Genomic DNA, 22,572 nt, shown 5'->3' on the forward strand with positions numbered 1-22,572 from the left:
CACGTGCGCACGCTCACCCGACGCCTCCTCATACCCGGCCTGACCGCCCTCGCCCTCACCGCCACCGGCTGCGGCTCGACCCCTCACACCAGCGACGCCGGACCGGCCGCCCCCGCCTCCGTCACCCCCTCGTCCGACGGCACGTCGCAGCAGCTCGACGTGGCCGCGGCCCCGCAGGGGACGCCCACGCCGGCGGCCGTGGCCCGGGCCGACGGGAAGGGAAAGACCGAGAAGTCCACGCTGAAGGTCGCTTCCTACGACCAGGCCAGCGGCCGGGCCGTCATCGCCAAGTCCGCACCGGAAGCCGGGCGTTCGCCCTCACCCGGCAAGTCGACCGGCACGGGCAAGGCCCCCGAGAGCGGCAAGTCCCCCGAGGCCGGCAAGTCCCCCGAGGCCGACAAGCCGGTGGCGGTGGGCGATGTCATCGCCAGCGCACCGGCCCCCGGCGCCCCCGCGGGCCTGCTCGCCAAGGTCACCGAGGTCGTCGGCAAGACCGACAAGGGCACCGAGGTCAAGACCGCCTCCACCACGCTGGCCGCCGTCCTGGGTGACGACAAGGCCGACGGCAAGGTCCCCGTCGACCCGACGGCGGTCACCGTCGAGCCCCTGATGAAGGGCGTCACCTTCTCCTGGGCCAAGGGCCCGGGCCTGACCTTCGGCCCCGAGGGCGCGAAGCTGCCGCTCGGCAACCTGCGGCTCGACGTCAACGCCTCCGTCGACACCGCCCCGGACGCCCCCGCCTCGGCCGGTGCCTCGGTGTCCGGGTTCGTCCAGCTCGCCCCGCAGATCGAGTTCGCGTACGACGGCAGCACCGGCGGTACGCCCGGTCCGCGCGGCGCCTTCCTCGGCATGAGCGGCGACTGGTCCTCGCAGTGGAAGCTCCAGGGCCGCGCCGCCGCGAGCACCGGGGCGCCCAAGCGGATCCCGTTCGCCAAGCTGCACAGCTCGCCCGTCATCCAGGTCGGCCCGGTGCCGGTCGTCGTCAACCTCGACCTGACCTGCTACATCCAGGTGGAGGCCGACGGCCGCGTGACCCTCGACGTCCAGCAGGACGTCAAGGGCGACTTCAAGGTCGGCGGCAGCTACGCCGCGGGCAAGGGCTGGACCCCGGTGAGCGCCTCGAACGTGAAGAGCACGCCGGTCCGGGCGAGCGTCACCGCCGCCGGGCGGGTCAAGGGCGCGCTCGGCGCCGAGGCCTCCGTCGGTCTCTACGGTGCCGTCGGCGTCACCGCGGACTTCGCCCCGTACCTGCGTGGTGAGGGAGACATCAAGGCGGCCGCGTCCAGCGACGGCAAGACCTCCCTCGACGGCGCCTGGGCACTGTACGGCGGCTTCGACCTGAGCGGAAACCTCCAGCTCCAGCTGTCGCTGTTCGGCACGCCCGTCTTCGAGCGCCGTATCCCGCTGGGCACCCTGAACCGCGAGTGGGCGCTCTCGACCGGCCACGTCGGGCGATAGCCGGCTCGATCCCCACGCACACCGACACACACTGCCCGGGCGTGGACGCGCCCGGGCAGTGGCATGCCGGAGAAGTCCGCGCAGGGGGCTTCTCCTTGCACCTACCCATCAGTACATTGACGCCATGTCTAATACGCCGCTCGCGCCCGCCCCCGTGGCGTCGGAACACGTGGACCTGAGGCCCCGGAACGTGTCCTTCGGCTGGGAGGACACCCCGCTCCACTGGCTGCCCGGCGACCCCTTCGCCGGGCACATGATCAATGTGCTGCACCTGCTGCTCCCCGCCGGGGAGCGCTGGTTCGTACACGTCTACAAGCAGGTGCTCCCGTACATCGAGGACGGGCAGCTGCGGGCGGACGTCGTCGGCTTCATCGGCCAGGAGGCCATGCACGCCACCGCGCACGACGACGTGCTCCCCCACCTGAAGCGGCTCGGGCTGGACCCGACCCCCTACACCGCGCAGGTGGACTGGCTGTTCGAGAAGCTCCTCGGCGACCGGACCCTGCCGCCGGGCCGGGCCCGCCACTGGTGGCTGATGGAACGGGTCGCGATGATCGCGGCGATCGAGCACTACACGGCGTTCCTGGGCGACTGGGTGCTGAACGCCGACGGGCTGGACCGGCGGGGCGCCGACCCCACCATGCTGGACCTGCTGCGCTGGCACGGGGCGGAGGAGGTCGAGCACCGCTCGGTGGCCTTCGACCTCTTCATGCACGTCGACGGCAACTACCGCCGCCGGGCGCGGACCTGGGCGACCGCCTTCTCGGCCCTGGTGTTCCTGTGGCAGCGCGGGGTGCGCTTCTTCATGGAGAACGACCCGCACCTGGTGGACGGCAAGGCCTCCTTCGGGAAGTTCTTCGTGGCCGGGCAGCAGGGGGTGCTCCCGTCGACCGGGGCGATGCTGAAGTCCATCCCGAAGTACCTCTCCCGCACCTACCACCCCTCGCAGGAGGGCTCGACGGCCCAGGCGGTGGCCTATCTCGCCGCCTCCCCCGGTGCGAACGGCGGGGTGCGGGCATGAGGCGCGCCCTCACGGTCGCGGCCGCCCTGGGCGCGGCCTGGGTGACCAGGCGCGCCCTGAAGCGCCGCATCGGCGGCTCCCCGCTCTGGCCGCTGCCGGCCCTGGAGACCCCGGTCTCGGGCCACTCCCCGCGCCGCGCGCTGCGGGCGCTGATCGTCTCCCGTACGGAGCCCGCGCAGGGCGTGCTCCGGCTGACCGTGGAGTCACCGGACCTGCCGGCGTGGACCCCGGGCGCGCACGTGGACGTCACCCTGCCCTCGGGCCTGGTCCGCCAGTACTCGCTGTGCGGCGACCCGGCGGACGCCGGCCGGTACACGATCGCGATCCGGCTGATCGAGGACGGCCGGGGCGGCTCCCGCGAGGCGCACGCGCAGCTGGTCGAGGGCGCCGAGCTGGAACTGCGCCCGCCGCGCAACCGCTTCGAGCTGGTCCCGGCGGCCTCGTACGTCTTCGTCGCGGGCGGCATCGGCATCACGCCGATCCTGCCGATGCTGCGGGCCGCCACGGCGGCGGGCGCCGACTGGACCCTCCTCTACGGGGGCCGCACCCTCGACTCGATGCCCTTCCTGGACGACCTCGCGCCCTACGGCGACCGGGTGTCGGTCCTCCCCGAGGACGAGACGGGCCTGCCCGACCTGGCCCCGGTGTCCGCGGCGGGGCCGGGCACCCTGGTCTACTGCTGCGGTCCGGAGCCGCTCATGCGGGCCGTCACGGCGGCGGCCGCGGATCCGGCGGCGGTGCGCCTGGAGCGGTTCGCCCCGGCGGACGGCCCCGGTCCGGGGCGGGCCTTCACGGTCGAACTGCGCCGCTCGGGGCGGGTCGTGGAGGTGGCGGCGGACGAGAGCACGCTGGCCGCGGTGCGCCGGGAGCTGCCGGACACCCCGTACTCCTGCGAGCAGGGTTTCTGCGGGACCTGCCAACACCGGGTCCTGGCGGGCGGGGTGGACCACCGCGACGAGCTCCTCACGGACCGGGAGCGCGAGGACTCGATGCTGCTGTGCGTCTCCCGCGCGAAGGGGGACCGGCTGGTCCTGGACCTCTGAACGCTCCCCAGTAGGGTGTCCGCATGACAACCGGAGTGCGACGCAGGATGGGTGTCGAGGAGCGGCGGCAGCAGCTGATCGGGGTTGCCCTGGAGCTGTTCAGCCACCGCTCGCCCGACGATGTGTCGATCGACGAGATCGCGGCGGCCGCGGGGATATCCCGGCCGCTCGTCTACCACTACTTTCCGGGCAAGCTGAGCCTGTACGAGGCCGCGCTGCGGCGGGCGGCCGACGAGCTGGCGCTGCGGTTCGTGGAGCCCCGGGAGGGTCCGCTCGGGGCGCGCCTGCTGCGGGTGATGGGGCGGTTCTTCGATTTCGTCGACGACCACGGGCCGGGTTTCTCGGCGCTGATGCGCGGCGGTCCGGCCGTCGGCAGCAGCCGGACGAACGCGATGATCGACGAGGTCCGGCAGGCGGCGTACGAGCAGATCCTCACGCACCTGGGCATCGGGCTGGAGCGCACGCCCGCGCGCCTGGAGCTCGTGGTGCGGTCCTGGGTGTCGCTCGCCGAGTCCACCGCGCTGATCTGGCTGGACGGGCGCCGGATCCCGCGGGGCGAACTGGAGCTGCAGCTGGTGCACGACTTCGCCGCGCTGGCCGCCGTGAGCGCCGCGTACGACGCGGAGATGGCGGGGATCCTCGTGGGGATCCTGGCCGGCGAGCCTGCCGACGGGCCCTTCGGGGAGCTGGTCGGGCGGCTCGGTGCGCTGGTGCCGGGCGGGGCGTCGGAGACCGTCCCGGGCTGAGGGCCGGGCCAGTCGCCGGGCCGGGTGCCGGGCCAGATGCGGAAGGCGGGCTGAATCCGCGCCGGATCCGGGGTGTGACGGCCGCCCATGATCATCGATAATGCCCGCGTGATCATTGACGACGAGATCCTGTTCCGGCCTGCCGAGGAGAAGGACGCCGGCACGCTGGTGCAGCTGTACGACCAGGCTGCCCGGTGGATGCGCAAGCACGGGATCGATCAGTGGAAGCCCGGCGACAAGGACGCCGCGCACTTCCGGTCGAAGATGCGCGAGGGCGAGGTCTGGCTCGCCGCCGATGCCGACGGGCGCGTGTGCGGGGCCTACGAGCTGTGGTGGTCCGACGAGGAAGCCTGGGGCGTCCAGCCGCCCGTGGCCGGCTACGTGCACCGGCTGATGGTGGCGCGCGAGGTGGCCCCCGCGGGGGCCGGGCGGCGGCTGCTCGAACACGCCGAGCGCCGGACCGCCCGGACCGGTCGGGAACGGGCGCGGCTGGACTGCGTCTCCACCAACCCCCGGCTGCTCGCGTACTACCGGGGTGCGGGCTACCGGGTGGTCGGGGAGCTCCCCAACAAGGAGGGGAAGGACGGCAGGACCTACGGGGTGATCCTGCTGGAGAAGCGGCTGGACCGGCTCAGCGTCGTGTGAAGACCGAGACGGTGCGGGCGGGGACGGTGAACTCTCCTGTCTTCGCGTCGTACGCGGACTGCTTGACGGTGGCGTCGGCGCCCGCGGCCTGGACCGGGTGCAGCCGGTAGGCGGTGCCGGCGAGGGCGGGGACGCGCTGGGCCCGGGCGGTGGGGGCCGCGTTGAAGACGACCACCAGGTCGCCCAGGGTCATGGTGATCACGCCCGGGGTCTCGTCCTTGCCCGAGAGGGGGAAGGCCAGCCGGGACTGGACCGCCTCGGTCGTGGTGAGGGCGAAGTCCGGCTCGGTGGTGCGGATCCTCAGCAGGTCGCGATAGGCCGCCGAGGTGGCGTTGATGTCGGTGCAGGTGGGCGCCGGTCCCGTGAGGAGCGGCTTCGCGTGGAGCCACTTCGAGGCGTTGTCGGCGGCCGGGGGCAGACCACGGCCGAAGCCGTTGCCGCCCCGGCAGTCCCAGTGGATGGCGTTGAACCAGTCGCCGCTGTCGTAGGAGTTGCGGTCCAGGGACTTGGAGCGGAGCAGGTCGGTGCCCGCCTGGGAGAGGGCCGGGCCCTGCGAGAGGGTGGCCGTGGCCATGGCCAGTACCTGCATGCGGGCCTTGTCCGCGTTGCTCGTGGCCGGCGGGAGTTTGTAGGTCAGGGCGTCGGCGAGGGATTCGTTGTCGTGGGCGTCGGCGTAGGCGAGGGCGTCGCCGGGGGCGGCCGCGTAGCCGGCCGGGGCGCCGTTGTAGTCCAGCTCGGAGCCCTTGATGCGGCGGCCGGTGGTGTCGGTGAAGGCGTACGAGGCGAGGTTGCCGGAGAGCCCGACCTTGATCAGGTCCTGGGCGTGCAGGAGGCGGGCCTTCTGCTGCTCGGCGGTGCCGTTCGCGGGCGAGGCGTTCGGGGCGGTGAACAGACCGGACGCGAAGCCCTGGACGCGCGGGTCCTCGTCGAAGGGGCCGCCGCCGCGCACGGCGTCACGGGCCCGGTCGGAGAAGGTGGCGATGCCGGTTCCGGCCATGTTCTTCTGCGTGGCCTGCACGAAGCGGGCGTCGTCGGCGATCTCGCCGAAGTTCCAGCCTTCCCCGTAGAGGACGATCTTCTTGCCGTCGACCCCGTCCTTGGCGACCGTCAGGGAGTCGAGGGCCGAGCGGACGGCCAGGATGTTGGCCTTCGGGTGGTGGCCCATCAGGTCGAAGCGGAACCCGTCGACCTTGTACTCCTTCGCCCAGGTGACGATCGAGTCGACGACCAGGCGCCCCATCATGGCGTTCTCGGGGGCGGTGTTGGCGCAGCAGGTGGAGGTGGCGACGGAGCCGTCCGCCAGCAGGCGCTGGTAGTAGCCGGGGACGATGCGGTCCAGGACGGACTTGTCCGACTGGCCCGCGGCGACGGTGTGGTTGTAGACGACGTCCATCACCGTGCGCAGCCCTGACCCGTTGAGGGACTGGACCATCCTGCGGAACTCGACGGTGCGGGCCGTGCCGTTCGGGTCGCTCGCGTAGCCGCCCTCGGGGACGGTGTAGTGGAGCGGGTCGTAGCCCCAGTTGTACGCGTCCTTCGCGGCCGCGGCGGCCACGCAGGCCTGCTGCTCCTGCGAGTCGGGGGCGTACACCTTGAGGTCGCAGGCGGGCTCGGTGCGGTCGGCGGCCTTCTCCGGGATGGTGCCGATGTCGAAGGCCGGCAGGAGGTGGACGTACGAGGTCCCGGCGGCGGCCAGGTCGCGCAGGTGCCGCATGCCCGCCGAGGTGGTGTCGGTGAAGGCCAGGTACTGGCCGGGGTGGGTGGTGGTGCGGTCCGCGACGGAGAAGTCGCGGATGTGCAGCTCCTGGATCTGCGCGGAGGTGAAGGGGACGGGCGCGGGCTTGCGCAGGGTCTTCCAGCCGGGCGGGGCGAGCTTCGGGTCGGCCAGGTCCACGACCAGGCTGTGGACGGAGTCCGCGGTCAGCGCGGTGGAGTAGGGGTCGGTGACGAGGTTGTGGACCACCTGGCGGGTGCTCGGGGCCCAGACGGTCACGTCGTAGCGGTAGGGCTTGCCGGTCCAGGAGCGTTCGCCGCGCACCGACCAGACGCCGGTGGCGTCGTCGCGGCGCATGGCGACCGTGCGGCCGTCGAGTTCGAGGGAGACCTGCTGGGCGGTGGGGGCCCAGACGGAGAGGGTGGGGCGGCCGTCCTTGAAGGCGGGGCCGAGAGAGGCGGTGGTCGCGTACAGGTCGTCGAGGACGCCGGCGAGCTGTACGCCGGTGGCGGCGAGGACCGCGCCGTTCGCGGCGCGGGCGCTCGCGACGAGCTGGCCGCGCAGGGCCTCGCGGACCCGGTCGCGGTCGCGCGGGTCGACGGTGTAGGCGCCGTACGAGGCGAGGTGCGGGAACTTCTGCTTCTGGGCGGCGGTGAGCTCGGCCTTGCCCAGCCGCAGCCACTGGGCCCGGCCGGTCAGGGTGCCGTTCTCGGCCTTGACGGCGCCTTCGCGCGAGGCGAGGAGCTGCACGGAGGCGGCTGCGGCGGGGGCGTTCCAGGTGAGGGTGTCGCGGTCGATCCAGACGGCCTGGGACTTGGTGAGGTCCAGGGCGGCGGCGGAGCCGGCGGGCTGCGGGAGGAGGTACTGCTCCCGGCCGCCCAGCATCCACACCTCGTGGCCGGTGGCCTTCAGGTCCAGGGACCGGTCGGTGGGCAGGTCCTTCTCGTCGCCCTTGTGGAGGATGTAGCTGAGGCTGGTGGCGCCGGGCGCGAGCGGGACCTCGTAGACCGCGCCGTAGGAGTCGGTGCGGGTGGGGAGGAGCGGCTTGGACCAGTCGGTGGGGTTCGCGGCTCCGGTCCAGACGTGCAGACCCCAGCCGTCGTAGGCGCCGTCGGGGCGCTGGTAGTGCAGGACGGCCTTGGACTGGTCCTGCGGCGGGTAGGCGGGGCGGTCGGTGCGGGCGGGCTCCTTGCCCTGCTCCAGCCAGATCTCGCCGGTCTTCGTCACGTCGATGGTGCGGTCGGCGGCGACGTCCTTGTTGCCGTCCTTGTCGATGACGAGATAGCCGACGGAGGAGGCGCCGGGCTTGAGCTTGACGTACGCGAAGGCGCCGTAGGCGTCGCGGCCGGTGAAGTCGTGGCCGGCCGGCTGTGCCTTTGACGGAGTGGCCTCGCCCTCGGCGAGGTCGCCCCATGCGTACAGGCGCCAGTCGGTGTAGTCGCCGTCGGGGCGGTTGTAGTGGACGACCGCGTAGTCCCGCTGGGTGGCGGTGGGGATCTCGGTGGGTGGGGCCTGGCCGGCGGCGGAGGAGGCGAGGGCGCTCGCGGTGCGGCCGGCGGAGTCGACGGCGACGGCCTTGTAGCGCAGGGCGGTGCCGGCCGGGGTCTTGGCGTCGAGGTGCTGGGTGACCTTGTAGGGGGCGTGGTCGGCGGTGCCGAGGACCTGCCACTTCCCGTTGCCGGTCTGGGCGGCGAAGACGACGCGGTTCAGGCCGCCGCCGCTGATGTCGGCGGAGAGCTCGACGGTGCCGGTGGCGCCGGGGGCCGGGGCCTTCAGGGTCAGGGTGGGCTTGGCGGCCGGCTTGGCGGCGGGCGTCACGGCCTGGAGGACGACGGAGGCGAGGGCGGGGACGGGGACGGGGAGCTTGCCGGCCGCCGAGGCGCGGATCAGCGCGGTGCCGCCGTACAGGGTGCGGTACTGGGCGCCGGCCGGGGCGTCGATCTCGACGGTGCGGGATGCGGCGCCGTTGTTGGCGGCGACCAGGTACTCGGTGCGGGTCTTGGTGTCGGTGCGGGCGAAGGCGTAGACGGAGCCGTCGGCGAAACGTTCACTCTGGACGCCGTCGCGGAGGGCCGGGTGCGCCTTCGTCAGCTTGGAGAGAGCACTGATCTGCTGGTAGAGCGGGTGTCCCGGATCGTAAGCGTCGCTCGCGTGTGTGCGCACCGTTCCGAGCTGGTCGTCGTCCAGGTAGTCGGCGACCTGCGTGGCGAAGAGCGGCTGCCGGGCGTCCTTGTCGCCGCCCGCGCCCGTGAAGCCCTGCTCGTCACCGGAGTAGATCACCGGGTTGCCCCGGGAGAAGAACATCAGCTCGTTGGCCAGCCGGTAGCGCTCCAGCAGCTCCTGCTCCCCGGCCCCCGGCCGGTCCTGCTTCAGGAAGGTGGCGAAGCGGCCCATGTCGTGGTTGCCGAGGAAGGTCACCTGCTCGTAGGCGTTGGCCTTGCCGGAGGTGTAGCGGTAGTCGTCGCCGAGGACGGCGGCCAGCCGGCCGGCCGCCGCGCCCTGGGAGGCGTACGCGCGGATCGCGTCCTGGAGCGGGAAGTCGAGGGTGGCGTCGAGCTTCCCGCGGGTCACGTACGGGGAGGTGACGGCGGTGTCGGCGGAGTAGACCTCGCCGAACATGAAGAAGTCGTCACGGCCGCGCTTCGCGGCGTAGGTGTCGAGGGCGGTCGCCCACTGCGTCCAGAACTCGGTGTTGACGTGCTTGACCGTGTCGATCCGGAAGCCGTCGATGCCGAAGTCCCGCACCCACTTCTCGTAGATCTTCTCCATCCCGCTGACGACCTCGGGACGCTCGGTCCACAGGTCGTCGAGGCCGAAGAAGTCGCCCTGGTCGGAGGACTCGCCCGCGAAGGTGGAGTCCCCTCGGTTGTGGTACATCGTCGGGTCGTTCAGCCAGCCCGGCACTTTGAGGTTCTTCTTCGCGTCGGGCACGAAGGGAGTCCTCGGGAAGGACGTGCCGTCCACCTTCGGGAACTTCGCCTTCCCGTCCGCATAGTCCTTGTCCTCGAACGGCACCCCGTCCTTCGTCAGATAGGGGAACGCCCCCTTCGACAGGTACGAGTACGACGCCTCCCGGTAGTCCACGACATCGGCGGTGTGGTTGGTGATGACGTCGAAGAAGACCTTCATCCCCTTCCCGTGCGCCTTGTCGATCAGCCGCTCCAGGTCGGCGTTCGTCCCGAAGTGCGGGTCGACCTGAGTGAAGTCGGTGATCCAGTAGCCGTGGTAGCCGGCGGAGACATCGGCCCCCTTGCCCTGCACCGGCTGGTTCTTGAAGATCGGCGCCAGCCAGATGGCCGTGGTGCCGAGCCCCTTGATGTAGTCGAGCCGGTCGGTGAGCCCCTTGAGGTCACCGCCCTGGTAGAAGCCCTTGTCGGTGGGGTCCAGGCCGGTCTCCAGGCGCGAGCCGGTCAGGCCGCCCCGGTCGTTGCCCGGGTCGCCGTTCGCGAACCGGTCCGGGAGCACGAAGTAGAACTGCTCCCGGGTCAGGTCGTGGCGGGCCGGTTCGGCGGCCAGTTTCGCGTCCGAGGGCGGGGCGGGCGGCGGCCCGCTCGTCGCGGCCGCGGCGGGGAGGGCGGGCAGGAGCGTCACGGCCAGGGCGGCGGCGAGCACTCCTGCGGCAGGGCGTATCAAGGCAGGTCTCCTTGTGTACGTGTCGCATGGATGAGGACCGCCCGGCCTGGCAGGGAGGATGGTGCCGGGCGGCCCCCTGGTCTGTGGAGCGGCGGCTCAGGTGCGCCAGGTGTCGGTCAGCGTGACCTTGCCGCTCGCGGGGACGGTGGCGGTGCGGTTGGCTCCGCTCTCCCAGGTGACGTTCCCGGCGGCGTCCTTGCGGAGGTACTTGTACGAGAACGCGGTCCCGGCCGGGAGCGTCACGTCGAGCTTCCAGACCGGGTACGCGGCCGGGTCGAGCTTCAGCGCGCCGCCGGTGTTCCAGTTGCCGAGCTCGGCGCGGTCACCGGTGACGTAGATGTTCTGCCCGGGAACGGTGGTGGCGTTGACGCCGAAGGAGGCCCCGGCCGGGCCCGCCGGGGTGCCGGAGCAGGTACGGGCCCCGGTGTGCAGGGCGAGAGCCGTCCCGGCGGCGACCGTGGTGGTGAACTGCCCGCCCGAGCCGACGGTGACCGTCCGCCCGCTCTGCACGTCGCAGTAGTCGCCGCCCGGCAGCGAGGTCTGGAAGGTCCGGGTCAGGGCGGAACCCTCGTGGTTGATCACCACGTACGCCTTGGTGCCGCGCCCGAAGGCGATCTGGTCACCGCCGTTGTCCCACCAGTTGCCGACGGACTGGCCGCGGGCGGCGTTGCGGAAGCCGACCATGGAGGAGATCTCCCGCCAGGCGTGCTGGCACTTCCAGCCGTCGGCGTAACAGGCGCTCACGGCACCTCCGTTGGGCGGACCGGCGTCCTTGTCGGTCCATTCGTAGCCGGAGTGCACGTCGGGTGAGCCGTACGGCCAGGCCAGCGCGAAGACGCCGGCCAGCGTGTACGCGGACCCGTCCTTGTAGCTGAGGGTGTCGCCGCCCCGCTCGGTGTCGTGGTTGTCGACGAAGACGCCTGCCTGGCCGCCGGGCATGTACCCCCAGGCCTCGCCGAAGTTCTTCAGGTAGGCGAGGTTCTCGTTCTGGAAGACCCGCTTGAGGTCCCGGGCGTACCGGAACTCCTGCACGTCCCCGTTCCCCAGGTACTCGCCCGGCGAGACGGCCTCCCCGGCCCCGTATATCGCCTCCTGCTTCCAGTACACGTTGGGGTTGGTGAGCCGGGACTTGATGTCGGCGAGGTCGGCGGCGGGCATGTGCTTGGCGGCGTCGATCCGGAGGCCGTCGACGCCCAGCGACAGCAGGTCGTTCAGGTACCCGGCGATGCGCCCGCGCACGTGGTCCTCACCGGTGTCCAGGTCGGCGAGCTGCACGAGCTCGCAGTTCTGGACGTTGCCCCGGTCCTGGTAGTTCGAGATCGAGGACCGGCAGTCGTCCATGTCGGCACCCGAATAGAGCCCCGGATAGCCGTACTTCGTGTACGAAGATCCCCCGGTCCCGGTGAAGGTGGCGCCGGCGTCCGCCGGTCCGGCCATGTGGTTGATGACGGAGTCGACGACGACCTTCACCCCGGCGGCGTGACAGGTGTCGACCATGGCCTTGAAGCCGGCCCGGTCCCCGAGCCGCCCGGCGATCTTGTAGCTGACGGGCTGGTACGAGGTCCACCACTGCCCGCCCTGCACGTGCTCCTGCGGCGGCGACACCTGCACGTACCCGTACCCGGCGGGCCCGAGGGAATCGGTGCAGGCCTTGGCGACGGAGTCGAAGCGCCACTCGAACAGGACGGCGGTGACGTCCTTCTCGCCGGGGGGCGCGGCGGCGGCCTGCGGCCCGAGGCCCGTGAGGGTGGCGGCGGCAAGTGCGGTGGTGGCGCAAAAGGTTGCAGCTCTGACGGCTCTGGCAGGCATGCGGGGGGCCTCCTGGCGGAAGACGTGGGGATTGGAGCGACCGTAGGGGCCAGGTAGGAGCCCTGCAAGACCTTGCGCAAGAGATTGCAGAATTGTTTCCGAGGTGTGTCCTCCTGAGCGGGGCCCCTGGACTCCGGCCCCGGCAGAGCCAGTTCACCCCCCGGGACGCGGCCGCGACACACCCGCCCCTCGCCGGGTGCCGGCGCCCGCCCTGCGCCCGCGCCCCCCACGGCCGACCTCACGCGCGGCCCGCAATCGCGCCCGGGGCGGAGTGCGTACGGGATGAAGGCATTCGGTCGCACCGGGCGAGATATTTTTGGACCGGCGACAATAACTCGATCTCAATTCCTGCCCAATTACTGCCGAATGGGCGCATCTCCATCCGGACCGGCGCGCGGCGACAACGCCCTCCGAACCAGCGCGATATGCCTTCCAGGACACACGGCGCCGGCGGAAGGCTGAAGACGATGGTTGGGCGAAGGAATTTCCTCATGGCCGGCGCCGTCGGGGGTGCGGCCATGCTCTCGGGGAGCGGTCAGGGGGCACAGGCGCACGCGGATCCCGGTCCCGGCCATCATCACGGTCACGAACCGGCGCCTTCGGACGCCCCGATTCCGAAGACCCCTCCGCTGGAGAAGTACGTCGACCCGCTGCCCACGCCGGAAACCGCCGTCCCGGACACCTCCGCCTATCCGGGCGCCGACTACTACGACATCACGATGCGGCCGGGCACCTGGCAATTCCACCGGGACCTCGGGCCGGCCGACGTGTGGGGCTACTGGGCCAAGAACCCTCACGATCGCCACCAGCCGATCGGCATGGGCTATCTCGGGCCGACCATCAGCGTGATCAAGGACCAGCCGACGGTCGTCAAATACCGGAACAAGCTGCCGACCACGCACCTCTTCCAGTTCGTGATCGACGCGATCCGCAGCGGGGACCCCCAGCTCGCCCCGATCGCCCCGCCTCCCTACACGAGCGAACCGCCCTTTCCCGAGAACGTCAACGTGTGGAACGTCGTGCACCAGCACGGCGGTTTCACACCACCGCAGTCCGACGGAATGCCTCTGCATTCGTTCAGCCCGGACGGCATCCATGCCGAGTCCTACACCACGCTGGAACCGGACCGCGTCAAACGCAACGAAGCGATCTGCGCGTACACCAACCACGAGCGCTCGTCCATGCTCTGGTACCACGATCACGGCATGGGGATGACCAGCGTCAACGTCTACGCGGGCCTCGCCGGCCTGTACCTCATCCGCGACCCCGCCGACGAGCGGCTCGGGCTGCCGCAGGGCGAGTTCGAGGTCCCCCTCATCCTGCAGGACCGGACCTTCCACCCGGACGGCAGACTCGCCTACACCATGACCCAGCAGGAGGGCGAGGACACCCCGGTCGTCAACGGCAAGGCGTACCCCTTCCTGGCCGTCGAGCCGCGGCGCTACCGGCTGCGGATCCTCAACGCGTCGAACGAGCGTTTCTGGCGGCTGAGGTTCGACCCTCCCAGGGACGTGGTGCTGCAGCCCAATCTTCCGTTCTGGCTGATCGGCACCGACGGCGGATTCCGCGCCCCGCTGCACATGCTGAATTTCCTGATCGGGCCGGCCGAGCGGTACGACCTGATCGTCGACTTCAGCGGGATGCCCACGGGCTCGAAGATCACACTGACGAACTACCACGCACCGGTGCACTACCCGGGCGTGCCCGGCCAGGGACCGGAGATCTCGGAAGTCATGCAGTTCCAGGTCACCAAGCCGCTGTCCGGTGCGGACAGGACGACGCCGCCCAAGCATCTCAAGCTGCCGGAGGTCGTGCCCATCGAGCCGGAACCGGAGATCCACCGGCGGGAATGGGTCGTGTACCAGCACAAGCTCTTCAGCACCATGACGTTCAACGCGGTGCCCTTCATGGAGCCGTCCGAGGACTTCATCAAGGCGGGCGCGAGGGAAATCTGGGAGTACGTGAATCCCAACCACGACGCGCACCCGATGCACGTCCACCTCGTCAACTTCCAGGTTCTGAACAGGCAGCCCATCGACGCGGCCGCCTACCAGGCGGATTACGAGAAGTGGATCGACGGCGGCCGGAAAGCGGCGGACAAGCCGGTACTGGCGAACTACTTCACCGGCCCGCCGATCCCGCCGGACCCGGACGAAGCACTCTCCTACAAGGACACCTTCAAGTCCTATCCGGAGACGGTGACCAGAATCGTCACTGACCCATGGAGCCCGCCGATGGAAGAGATCGCCGGGATCCCGAACAGCGGAACCGAGCTCCCGGCGACGTACGTCCACCACTGCCACCTCCTCGAACACGAGGACGACGACCTGATGCGCCCGTTCACGATCGTCGACCCCGACGCCCCCCTCCCTGTCGACCAGGACGGCGGCCACGGGGGTGGCGGGCACGGGGGCGGCCACGGGGGCCACGGCCACTGACGGCAGGGGTAGCGGGAGGGCGGTGGCTTCCGCCCTCCGAAGCCCCCGCCCCCCCGGAGGCCTACGGCACCTCGGCCGTCGAGCCGCGCACCACCAGTTCCGGCTGGAAGACGTACTCCGTGCGCTGGACCGGGGTGCCCGACACCGCCTCCAGGAGGGCACCCACCGCCGCCGTCGCCATCGCGCGTACCGGCTGGCGGACCGTCGTCAGCGGCGGGTCCGTGAACGCGATCAGCGGTGAGTCGTCGAAGCCGACCACCGACACGTCCTGCGGCACCCGCAGCCCACGCTCGCGCGCCGCCCGGATGACGCCGAGCGCCATCGGGTCGCTGCCGCACACGATGCCCGTGCAGCCGCGGTCCAGCAGGGCCATGCCCGCCGCGTGTCCGCCCTCCACCGTGAAGAGCGTGCGCTGGATCAGCCCGTCCGCCTCCGCAGTCGGCAGCGCCGCGAGGAATCCCTGCTCCTTGCGGGCCGACGGCACATAGCGCGTCGGTCCGATCGCGAGCCCGATCCTGCGGTGCCCCAGGTCCTGCAGGTGCCGTACGGCCATGTCGGCCGCCGCCCGGTCGTCCGGGGAGATGAACGGGGCGTTCACCTGCTCGTTGAAGCCGTTGATCAGGACGAACGGCACCCCGCGCGCCGCCAGTCTCTGGTAGCGCGCGGGGTCGGCGTGGGCGTCGGCGTGCAGGCCGGACAGGAAGACGATCCCGGTGACCCCGCGCTGCTCCAGCTGTTCCACCAGTTCGTCCTCGGTGGCCCCGCCGGGGGTCTGCGTGCACAGCACCGGCGTGTACCCGTGCCCGGCCAGCGCCTGCTCTATGACCTGCGCGAACGCCGGGAAGATCGGGTTGGTGAGCTCCGGGATGAGCAGCCCGACCAGCCCGTTGCTGCGCCGTTTGAGCCGTACGGGCCGCTCGTAGCCCAGCAGGTCGAGCGCGGCCAGCACCTTGTGCCGGGTGCCGGCCGCCACGCCCGGTTTGCCGTTGAGCACGCGGCTGACGGTCGCCTCGCTGACCGCGGCCTGCGCGGCGATGTCCGTCAGCCTCAGCGGGGAAGTCACCCCTGCCACCACACCGTGCAGTCCGCCGGGAGGACGTCGGGGTCGGCGAGGTCGCCGCTCGCCAGCAGCACGGTGCCCGGCGCGGGCAGCCGTACCGGCTCGTCCGTGGTGTTCACGGTGCAGACGAAGTCTCCGCGCCGGAAGGCCAGTACGCCGGCCGGTGCGGGCAGCCACTCGACGCCGTCGCCGGCGCCCAGTGCCGGGTGCGCGCGCCGTACCCGCAGCGCGGAGCGGTAGAGCTCCAGCGTGGAGTCGGGGTCGCCGGTCTGCGCCTCCACGCTGAGCCCGGCCCATTCGGCGGGCTGCGGGAGCCAGCTGCCGCCGGTCCCGAAGCCGTACGGGGCCTGGTCGCCGCTCCACGGGATCGGTACGCGGCAGCCGTCGCGGAGCCCGTCCTGGCCGTTCGCCTTGAAGAAGGAGGGGTCCTGGCGCACCTCGTCCGGGAGGTCCACCACCTCCGGGAGGCCGAGCTCCTCGCCCTGGTAGACGTACGCCGACCCGGGCAGGGCCAGCATCAGCAGGGCGGCGGCGCGCGCCTTCCCCAGGGTGCCGAAGCGGGTGCGGTGGCGGACCACGTCGTGGTTGGACAGCACCCAGGTGGTGGGGGCGCCGACGGGCCGCATCGAGTCGAGGGACTCGTCGATGGTGGCGCGCAGGGCCTCGGCGTCCCAGCCGGTGTTCAGGTAGTGGAAGTTGAAGGCCTGGTGCAGTTCGTCGGGGCGCAGGTACATGGCGGTGCGGTCGGCGCTGGGGGTCCAGGCCTCGGCGACGCCGATGCGGTCGCCCGCGTACTCGTCGAGGACCAGGCGCCAGGAGCGGTAGATCTCGTGGACGCCGTCCTGGTCGAAGAAGGGCAGGACCTGGTTGCCGAGCAGCTTGAGCTGTTCGTCGCGGCCGAGGTCGGGCAGGCCGGGGGCCTTGACCAGGCCGTGCGCGACGTCGATGCGGAAGCCGTCGGCGCCGAGGTCGAGCCAGAAGCGCAGGATGGAGCGGAACTCGTCCTGTACTGCGGGGTGTTCCCAGTTGAAGTCGGGCTGCTCGGGGGCGAAGAGGTGCAGGTACCACTCGCCGTCCGCGACCCGGGTCCAGGCCGGGCCGCCGAAGATCGACTCCCAGTCGTTCGGGGGCTCCGAGCCGTCCGCGCCCTGTCCGGGGCGGAAGTGGAAGCGCTCGCGCAGCGGGCTGCCGGGGCCTTCCCGGAGCGCCTGCTTGAACCATTCGTGCTGGTCGGAGCAGTGGTTCGGGACGAGGTCCACAATGATGCGCAGGCCCAGTTCGTGGGCTTCGCGGATCACGGCGTCGGCGTCGTGCAGGGTGCCGAACATCGGGTCGATGGCCCGGTAGTCGGCGACGTCGTAGCCGGCGTCGGCCTGCGGGGAGGCGTAGAAGGGGCTGAGCCAGACGGCGTCGACGCCCAGCTCCTTCAGGTAGGGCAGGCGGCTGCGGATGCCTTCGAGGTCCCCCATGCCGTCCCCGTTGGAGTCGGCGAAGCTGCGCGGATAGACCTGGTAGATCACCGCTTCTCTCCACCAGCCGGGCTGCGTGCCGGTGGAGGTGGGGAGCGCGTCGGCGAGGTGCTGGGTCATGGTGTCCTTGGAGAGATCGGGCCGGGGGTGAGAGGGGGCAGGCTCGGGTGGTCAGCCCTTGGTTGCGCCTGCCGTCATCCCGGCGACGAGGTGACGCTGGGCGAAGACGAAGAAGATCGCCGCGGGGATGGCGATGAGGACCGAGGCGGCACTCATGGCTCCCCAGTTGGAGGTGTACTGCGTGACGAAGGTCTGCAGTCCGCCGGCCAGGGTGAGGTTCTCCTCCCCGACCATGAAGGCGGAGGCGTACGCGACCTCGCCCCAGGCGGTGATGAAGGCGTAGAAACCGGTGACGGCGAGGCCGGGCTTGGCGAGCGGCAGGATGAGGCGCCAGAAGGTGCCGAAGGGGTTGAGCCCGTCGACGCGGCCCGATTCGTCGATCTCCACCGGGATGGTGTCGAAGAAGCCCTTCATCATCCAGGCGCAGAACGGCACGGCGATGGTGAGGTAGGTGATGATCAGGCCGAGCGGCTGGTTGAGCAGGCCGAGGTCGCCCATGAGGTTGTAGAGCGGGACGATGAGGATCGCCATCGGGAACATCTGCGTGATGAGCAGGGTCCACATGAGCGGCTTCATGCCGGGGAACTTGAAGCGGCTGACCGCGTATCCGGTGGTGGCGGCGATGAAGACACCGAGGACGGTGGTGATGCCGGCGACCAGGACGGAGTTCGCGAACCAGCTGAGGAAGTGGCTCTGCTCCAGCAGGTACGTGTAGTTGCTGAGGGTCGGTTCCTTGACGAAGTCGGTGGTGACCGCGTGCTTGGCCGGCTTGAGCGAGGTCAGCAGGATCCACAACACCGGGAAGACGGCGATCACGGACGCCACGACGAGGGTGCCGTGCAGGCCGACGGAGGCGAGTGGGGAACGGCTGCCCCGGGCACGGACGGTCGCCTTGCCTGCAGTCGCCTTGCCCGTGGTCGCCTTGCCGGCGGTGGCTTCGCCGGCGGTGGCCGTACGATCGGTGTTCGCAGTGGACATGGTCACCACACCTCTCCCTGCTTGCGCAGCGAGCGCCGGTAGACCAGCGCGAAGATCATGAGCAGGGCGAGGATCAGGACGCCCCACGTGGCCGAGCCGGCGAAGTCGCGCGGGCTCGACACGAACGCCTCGCGGAAGGCCTGGGTCACCAGGATCTCGGTGGAGTCGCCGGGTCCGCCCCGGGTGAGCAGGAAGATCACCGGGAACATGTTGAAGGTCCAGATGGTGGAGAGCAGGATCACCGTCATGCTCACCGCGCGCAGCCCGGGCAGGGTGATGTGCCGGAAGCGCTGCCAGGCACTGGCGCCGTCCATCTCGGCGGCCTCGTAGAGCTCGCCGGGGATCGACTGCAGGCCGCCGAGCAGGGCGACCATCATGAAGGGGACGCCGAGCCAGACGTTGACGGCGATGACCGAGAACTTGGCCCAGGTCGGGTCGTCGAGCCACGGGATCGCGGCGATGCCGCCACCGTCGAGGATCTTGTTGAGGATGCCGTTGTCGCGGTTGAAGAGGAACCGCCAGGCGAAGACGGAGACGAAGCCGGGGACGGCCCAGGGGAGGATGAGCGCCATCCGGTAGGCGGCGCGGCCCTTGAAGTCCCGGTTGAGCATGTTGGCCAGGATCAGACCGAGCGTGAAGGTGACGGACACGCACGCGACGGTCCACATCACCGTCCACACCAGCCGCTGCAGGAACACCGGGTCGCTGAGCACGGCCACGTAGTTGTCGAGTCCGACGAACTCGTACGTGGCCTCGATGTGCCGGGCGCCGATGGTGCGCGAGACGTTGCGCTCGGTGGCGTCGGTCAGTGACAGGTAGACGCCCCGGACCAGCGGCCAGCCGATGATCACGCCGAGGACGAGCACCACCGGGGCGACCATGGCCCAGGCGTACCAGTGTGTGCCGACGGCGCGCCGGAGGCCGGACGCGCCCTTTCCACCGCGGTTACCGTCACGGTTACCGCTGTCGCTGTCAGTCCTGCGGCTCCGGCCGCGGGCGGCGGCGTCGTTCTCGACGTCGTCGCCCGCGGCCTTCGCCACCGACTGGCTGGTGTGAGCAGCCATGGTTTCGTTACTTCCAGCCCTTGAGGATCTTGCGGAACTCGACGCCGGCCGACTTGGCCGCGTCCTCCGGGCTCGACGCCCCGGTGATCGCCTTGGTGTATTCGACCTTCAGCGGCTCGAAGAGGGAGCCGTTCTCCGGGATCCAGGCGCGCTCGACGGCCTTGTCCACGGCCGGCTTGAAGAACTGGACCATCTCGTTGCTCTTGACGTCCGGCTGCTCGTAGGCGGCGGTCCGGGTCGGGAGCAGGCTGAGCTCCTTGGTCGACTGCACCTGGACCTCCTGCGAGGTCATGTACTCGACGAAGGCGTGCGCGGCCGCGGTGTTCTTGGAGCCGGCGTAGACGGCGAGGTCGTGGCCGCCCTGCGGGGCACCGGCCTTGACGGAGCCGGCCGGGACCGCGGCGATGCCGAGGTTGGCCTTGTCCTTGAACTGGTCGCCGGCGAAGCTGTCGGCCACCGCCCACGGACCGTTGATCATCATGGCCGCCTGGCCGGTCTTGAAGGCGGTCTGCATGTTGTTCCAGCCGTCGGTGGCGTTGGTGATCGCCGCGCCGGAGGTGACGAGGTCACGAGCGGTCTTGAAGGCCTTGACGCCCGCCTCGTTGTCGACCGTGACCGTCTTGTTCTTGGCGTCGACCAGGTCGCCGCCCTCACCGTAGATGAGGGGGAGGAACCAGTAGGAGTCGTCGCCGCGGAGGTAGAGGCCGGCCTTGCCGGTCTTTTCCTTGATCGCGGCTGCGGCGGTCTTCACCTCTTCCAGCGTCTTGGGGGGCTGGACGCCGGCGTCGGCGAGCATCTTCTTGTTGTAGAAGAGGCCGAGGCTGTCGATGACCTGCGGGACGGCGTAGGTCTTGCCCTCGAACTTGCCGCTGGCCGCGGCCTGCGGGAGGAACTCGGCGTCGATCTTCTTCGCCGTGTCGGCCGGGACCTCGTCGAGGTAGCCCAGGGAGGCGAAGTCCGCGACCCAGCCGACGTCGGCACGGATGACGTCAGGCGCGTCGGAGCCGCTGCTGAAGGCGTTCTTGACCTTGTTCTGCGCGTCGCCGTACGGGACGTTGACGTACTTGACGGTCACCTTCGGGTGCTTGGCGGTGAACGCCTCGGCGAGCTTCTGGAAGCTGGCCTTCTCGGCGTCGTTCGAGGTGTCCCACCACGTGACCGTGCCGGAAAGCTCGCCGCCTGCCTTGGTCCCGCCGGCCGCGTCCTTGTCGTCCCCACCGCAAGCCGTCGCCGCGAGCGCCAGGGTCGCGACCAGCGCGGTGGCCGCTATGCCACGCCGCATATGAACTCCTTCGATGATCCCGGCCGCGCCCTCGCGGTCCCGAGTTGCCAGGAACGTAACAAGACTGAAAGAGGACCGAAAGACCTTGCGCAAACTTTCTGCAAGCGGAGGCGATCGTTACATCCGTGTGTCCGTACGGTTGCCGCAGCTTGCTGTTAGTTCGGGTCACCTTCGACTGTCCGGGCCCGCAACCAGGGGGCATGTACCCGCGTTGACCCCGATATGACCCACGACTCGACGGCCGTCCAGCTTGCAAGCTCTTCCAGCAACGCGACCGCGAGCGGTGACTGGTGGCGCGATGCCGTCATCTATCAGGTGTACGTACGCTCCTTCGCCGACAGCGACGGGGACGGAATCGGCGACCTCCGCGGGGTCCGCTCCCGCCTCCCCCACCTCGCCCGCCTCGGGGTCGACGCCGTGTGGCTCACCCCCTTCTACGTCTCCCCACAGGCAGACGGCGGCTACGACGTCGCCGACTACCGGGCCGTCGACCCCCTCTTCGGGGACCTCTCCGACGCCGACGAGCTGGTCCGGGCCGCGCACGCGCTGGGGCTGCGGGTCATCGTGGACGTGGTGCCGAACCACACCTCCGAGCAGCACCCGTGGTTCCGCGCCGCCCTCGCCGGGGATCCGGGGGCCCGCGAGCGCTACCACTTCCGGCCCGGGCGGGGGCCGGACGGCGCCGAGCCCCCGAACGACTGGGAGTCGATCTTCGGCGGCCCCGCCTGGACCCGGGTCCCGGACGGCGGCTGGTACCTGCACCTCTTCGCCCCCGAGCAGCCCGACCTCGACTGGGACCACCCCGAGGTCGCCGCCGAATTCGCCTCCGTCCTGCGCTTCTGGCTCGACCTCGGCATCGACGGCTTCCGCATCGACGTCGCCCACGGCATGGTCAAGGCCCCGGGCCTGCCGGACATCGGCCGCGGCGCCCAGGCCACCCTGATCGGCACCGAGCCGCTCCCCTTCTTCGACCAGGACGGGGTCCACGAGATCCACCGCTCCTGGCGCCGCCTCCTCGACTCCTACGCGGGCGGGCGCATCGGGGTCGCCGAGGCCTGGGCGCCCACCTCGGAGCGGCTCGCCCTGTACGTCCGCCCCGACGAACTGCACCAGGCGTTCAACTTCCGCTTCCTGAACTGCCCGTGGGACCCCGCCGCGATGCGCACCGTCATCGACGAGTCCCTGGCCGCCACCACCGCCGTCGGCGCCCCGACCACCTGGGTGCTGTCCAACCACGACGTCGTACGCCATGTGACCCGCTACGGCGGCGGGGCCCGCGGCCTGGCCCGGGCCCGGGCCGCCGCCCTGCTGATGCTGGCCCTGCCCGGGTCGGCGTACCTCTACCAGGGCGAGGAGCTCGGCCTCCCGGAGGTGGCGGACCTCCCGGACCAGGTCCGCCAGGACCCTGCCTTCCGCCGCGGGCGCCGGCAGCCGTGGGACACGGACGGCCCGGCGGGGTGGGAGGGGGAGGCCGGCGGGACCGGGTCCCCTGCCCCCGCCGCCTGCGGACCACAGGTCGGCGCGCCCTCCGGGCCGGGGCCCCGGCCGGAGGGCGCGGCGGAGCCGGAGGGACAGGACGGGCTGCGCGACGGGTGCCGGGTGCCGCTCCCCTGGTCCGGCGCGGAGCCCCCGTACGGCTTCGGGCCGGCCGGCAGCTGGCTCCCGCAGCCCGCCGGCTGGGGCGGCCTCAGCGTCGCCGCGCAGACCGGCGACCCGCACTCGACGCTGGAGCTCTACCGCGCCGCGCTGGAACTGCGCCGGGCGATGCCGGGGCTGGGCGCGCCGGAGGCGGGGGCGGGCGCGGAGGCGGGGGCCGGGACGGAGGCGGGGGCCGGGGCCGATGCCTCGGCCGAAGCCCCGTACGGGCCGTACGACCCGTACGGCCCGTACGCATGCGGAATGCGCTGGCAGTCCGCCCCCGAGGGCGTGCTCCTCTTCACCCGCCCCGGTTTCGCCTGCACGCTCAACAGCCGCTCCGGCCCGGTCGAACTTCCCGCGCCCGGGCGTCCCGTACTCTCCAGCGCCCCGGTGGAAACGGACGGCCGCACCGTCCGGCTTCCCCCGGATTCGTGCACGTGGTGGTCATTGTGAA

14 protein-coding genes are annotated in these 22,572 nt (G+C 71.2%); 7 read left to right on the forward strand and 7 right to left on the reverse strand.

Going from position 1 to position 22,572, the window contains the following annotated elements; all coding sequences use genetic code 11:
• Positions 1-3: 3 nt before the first annotated feature.
• The 5 genes from ACFY04_RS02040 to ACFY04_RS02060 all read left to right on the forward strand — a co-directional run bounded on the left by ACFY04_RS02040 (position 4) and on the right by ACFY04_RS02060 (position 4,913).
• Positions 4-1,458: a hypothetical protein gene (locus tag ACFY04_RS02040; RefSeq protein ID WP_389113755.1), complete on the forward strand. Its 1,455-nt coding sequence runs from the start codon at positions 4-6 to the stop codon at positions 1,456-1,458.
• A gap of 124 nt (positions 1,459-1,582) precedes the next feature.
• Complete coding sequence (locus ACFY04_RS02045; protein ID WP_389113756.1) at positions 1,583-2,479, forward strand: metal-dependent hydrolase; 897 nt, start codon at positions 1,583-1,585, stop codon at positions 2,477-2,479.
• The gene (locus ACFY04_RS02050; protein WP_389113757.1) at positions 2,476-3,522 is read left to right on the forward strand and encodes a PDR/VanB family oxidoreductase; all 1,047 of its coding nucleotides are present in this window, start codon (positions 2,476-2,478) and stop codon (positions 3,520-3,522) included. The genes ACFY04_RS02045 and ACFY04_RS02050 overlap by 4 nt, the downstream gene beginning before the upstream one ends.
• Positions 3,523-3,545: 23 nt before the next feature.
• On the forward strand, positions 3,546-4,268 hold the full coding sequence (locus tag ACFY04_RS02055) for a TetR/AcrR family transcriptional regulator (protein WP_030009450.1): 723 nt from the start codon (positions 3,546-3,548) through the stop codon (positions 4,266-4,268).
• Positions 4,269-4,376: 108 nt separating this feature from the next.
• Positions 4,377-4,913, forward strand: coding sequence for a GNAT family N-acetyltransferase (locus tag ACFY04_RS02060; protein WP_389113758.1), 537 nt, complete (start codon positions 4,377-4,379; stop codon positions 4,911-4,913).
• Here the strand turns inward: ACFY04_RS02060 and pulA are convergent.
• The gene (gene pulA, locus ACFY04_RS02065) at positions 4,900-10,260 is read right to left on the reverse strand and encodes a pullulanase-type alpha-1,6-glucosidase (RefSeq protein WP_389113759.1); all 5,361 of its coding nucleotides are present in this window, start codon (positions 10,258-10,260) and stop codon (positions 4,900-4,902) included. The two genes, ACFY04_RS02060 and pulA, sit on opposite strands and share 14 nt — an antisense overlap.
• A 96-nt stretch (positions 10,261-10,356) precedes the next feature.
• The gene (locus tag ACFY04_RS02070; RefSeq protein ID WP_389113760.1) at positions 10,357-12,069 is read right to left on the reverse strand and encodes a carbohydrate-binding module family 20 domain-containing protein; all 1,713 of its coding nucleotides are present in this window, start codon (positions 12,067-12,069) and stop codon (positions 10,357-10,359) included.
• A 491-nt stretch (positions 12,070-12,560) separates the two neighbouring features.
• Between ACFY04_RS02070 and ACFY04_RS02075 the strand changes: the two genes are divergently transcribed.
• Positions 12,561-14,507 carry a multicopper oxidase family protein gene (locus ACFY04_RS02075; protein ID WP_389113761.1) on the forward strand — a complete coding sequence of 649 codons (1,947 nt, stop codon included), beginning with the start codon at positions 12,561-12,563 and terminating at the stop codon, positions 14,505-14,507.
• Positions 14,508-14,568: 61 nt separating this feature from the next.
• On the opposite strand, the gene ACFY04_RS02080 is transcribed toward ACFY04_RS02075, so the two are convergent.
• From ACFY04_RS02080 to ACFY04_RS02100, 5 genes are read right to left on the reverse strand one after another with little or no spacing between them, the layout of a single operon-like run.
• The gene (locus ACFY04_RS02080; protein ID WP_389113762.1) at positions 14,569-15,579 is read right to left on the reverse strand and encodes a LacI family DNA-binding transcriptional regulator; all 1,011 of its coding nucleotides are present in this window, start codon (positions 15,577-15,579) and stop codon (positions 14,569-14,571) included.
• Positions 15,567-17,156, reverse strand: coding sequence for a glycoside hydrolase family 13 protein (locus ACFY04_RS02085; protein ID WP_389113763.1), 1,590 nt, complete (start codon positions 17,154-17,156; stop codon positions 15,567-15,569). The genes ACFY04_RS02080 and ACFY04_RS02085 overlap by 13 nt, the downstream gene beginning before the upstream one ends.
• Positions 17,157-17,207: 51 nt before the next feature.
• On the reverse strand, positions 17,208-18,134 hold the full coding sequence (locus tag ACFY04_RS02090; protein WP_389113764.1) for a sugar ABC transporter permease: 927 nt from the start codon (positions 18,132-18,134) through the stop codon (positions 17,208-17,210).
• 2 nt (positions 18,135-18,136) lie between these two features.
• Positions 18,137-19,198, reverse strand: a complete 1,062-nt coding sequence (locus ACFY04_RS02095) for a carbohydrate ABC transporter permease (protein ID WP_389113765.1) — start codon at positions 19,196-19,198, stop codon at positions 18,137-18,139.
• 7 nt (positions 19,199-19,205) lie between these two features.
• Entirely contained in the window at positions 19,206-20,480 is a 1,275-nt protein-coding gene (locus tag ACFY04_RS02100) for an extracellular solute-binding protein (RefSeq protein WP_389113766.1), read from the reverse strand.
• A gap of 222 nt (positions 20,481-20,702) precedes the next feature.
• On the opposite strand from ACFY04_RS02100, the gene ACFY04_RS02105 reads away from it, so the two are divergent.
• Positions 20,703-22,571, forward strand: coding sequence for a glycoside hydrolase family 13 protein (locus tag ACFY04_RS02105; RefSeq protein WP_389113767.1), 1,869 nt, complete (start codon positions 20,703-20,705; stop codon positions 22,569-22,571).
• Position 22,572 lies beyond the last annotated feature (1 nt).

The sequence above is a fragment of the Streptomyces sp. NPDC001549 genome, assembly GCF_042894025.1.
Classification (GTDB): domain Bacteria; phylum Actinomycetota; class Actinomycetes; order Streptomycetales; family Streptomycetaceae; genus Streptomyces; species Streptomyces kutzneri.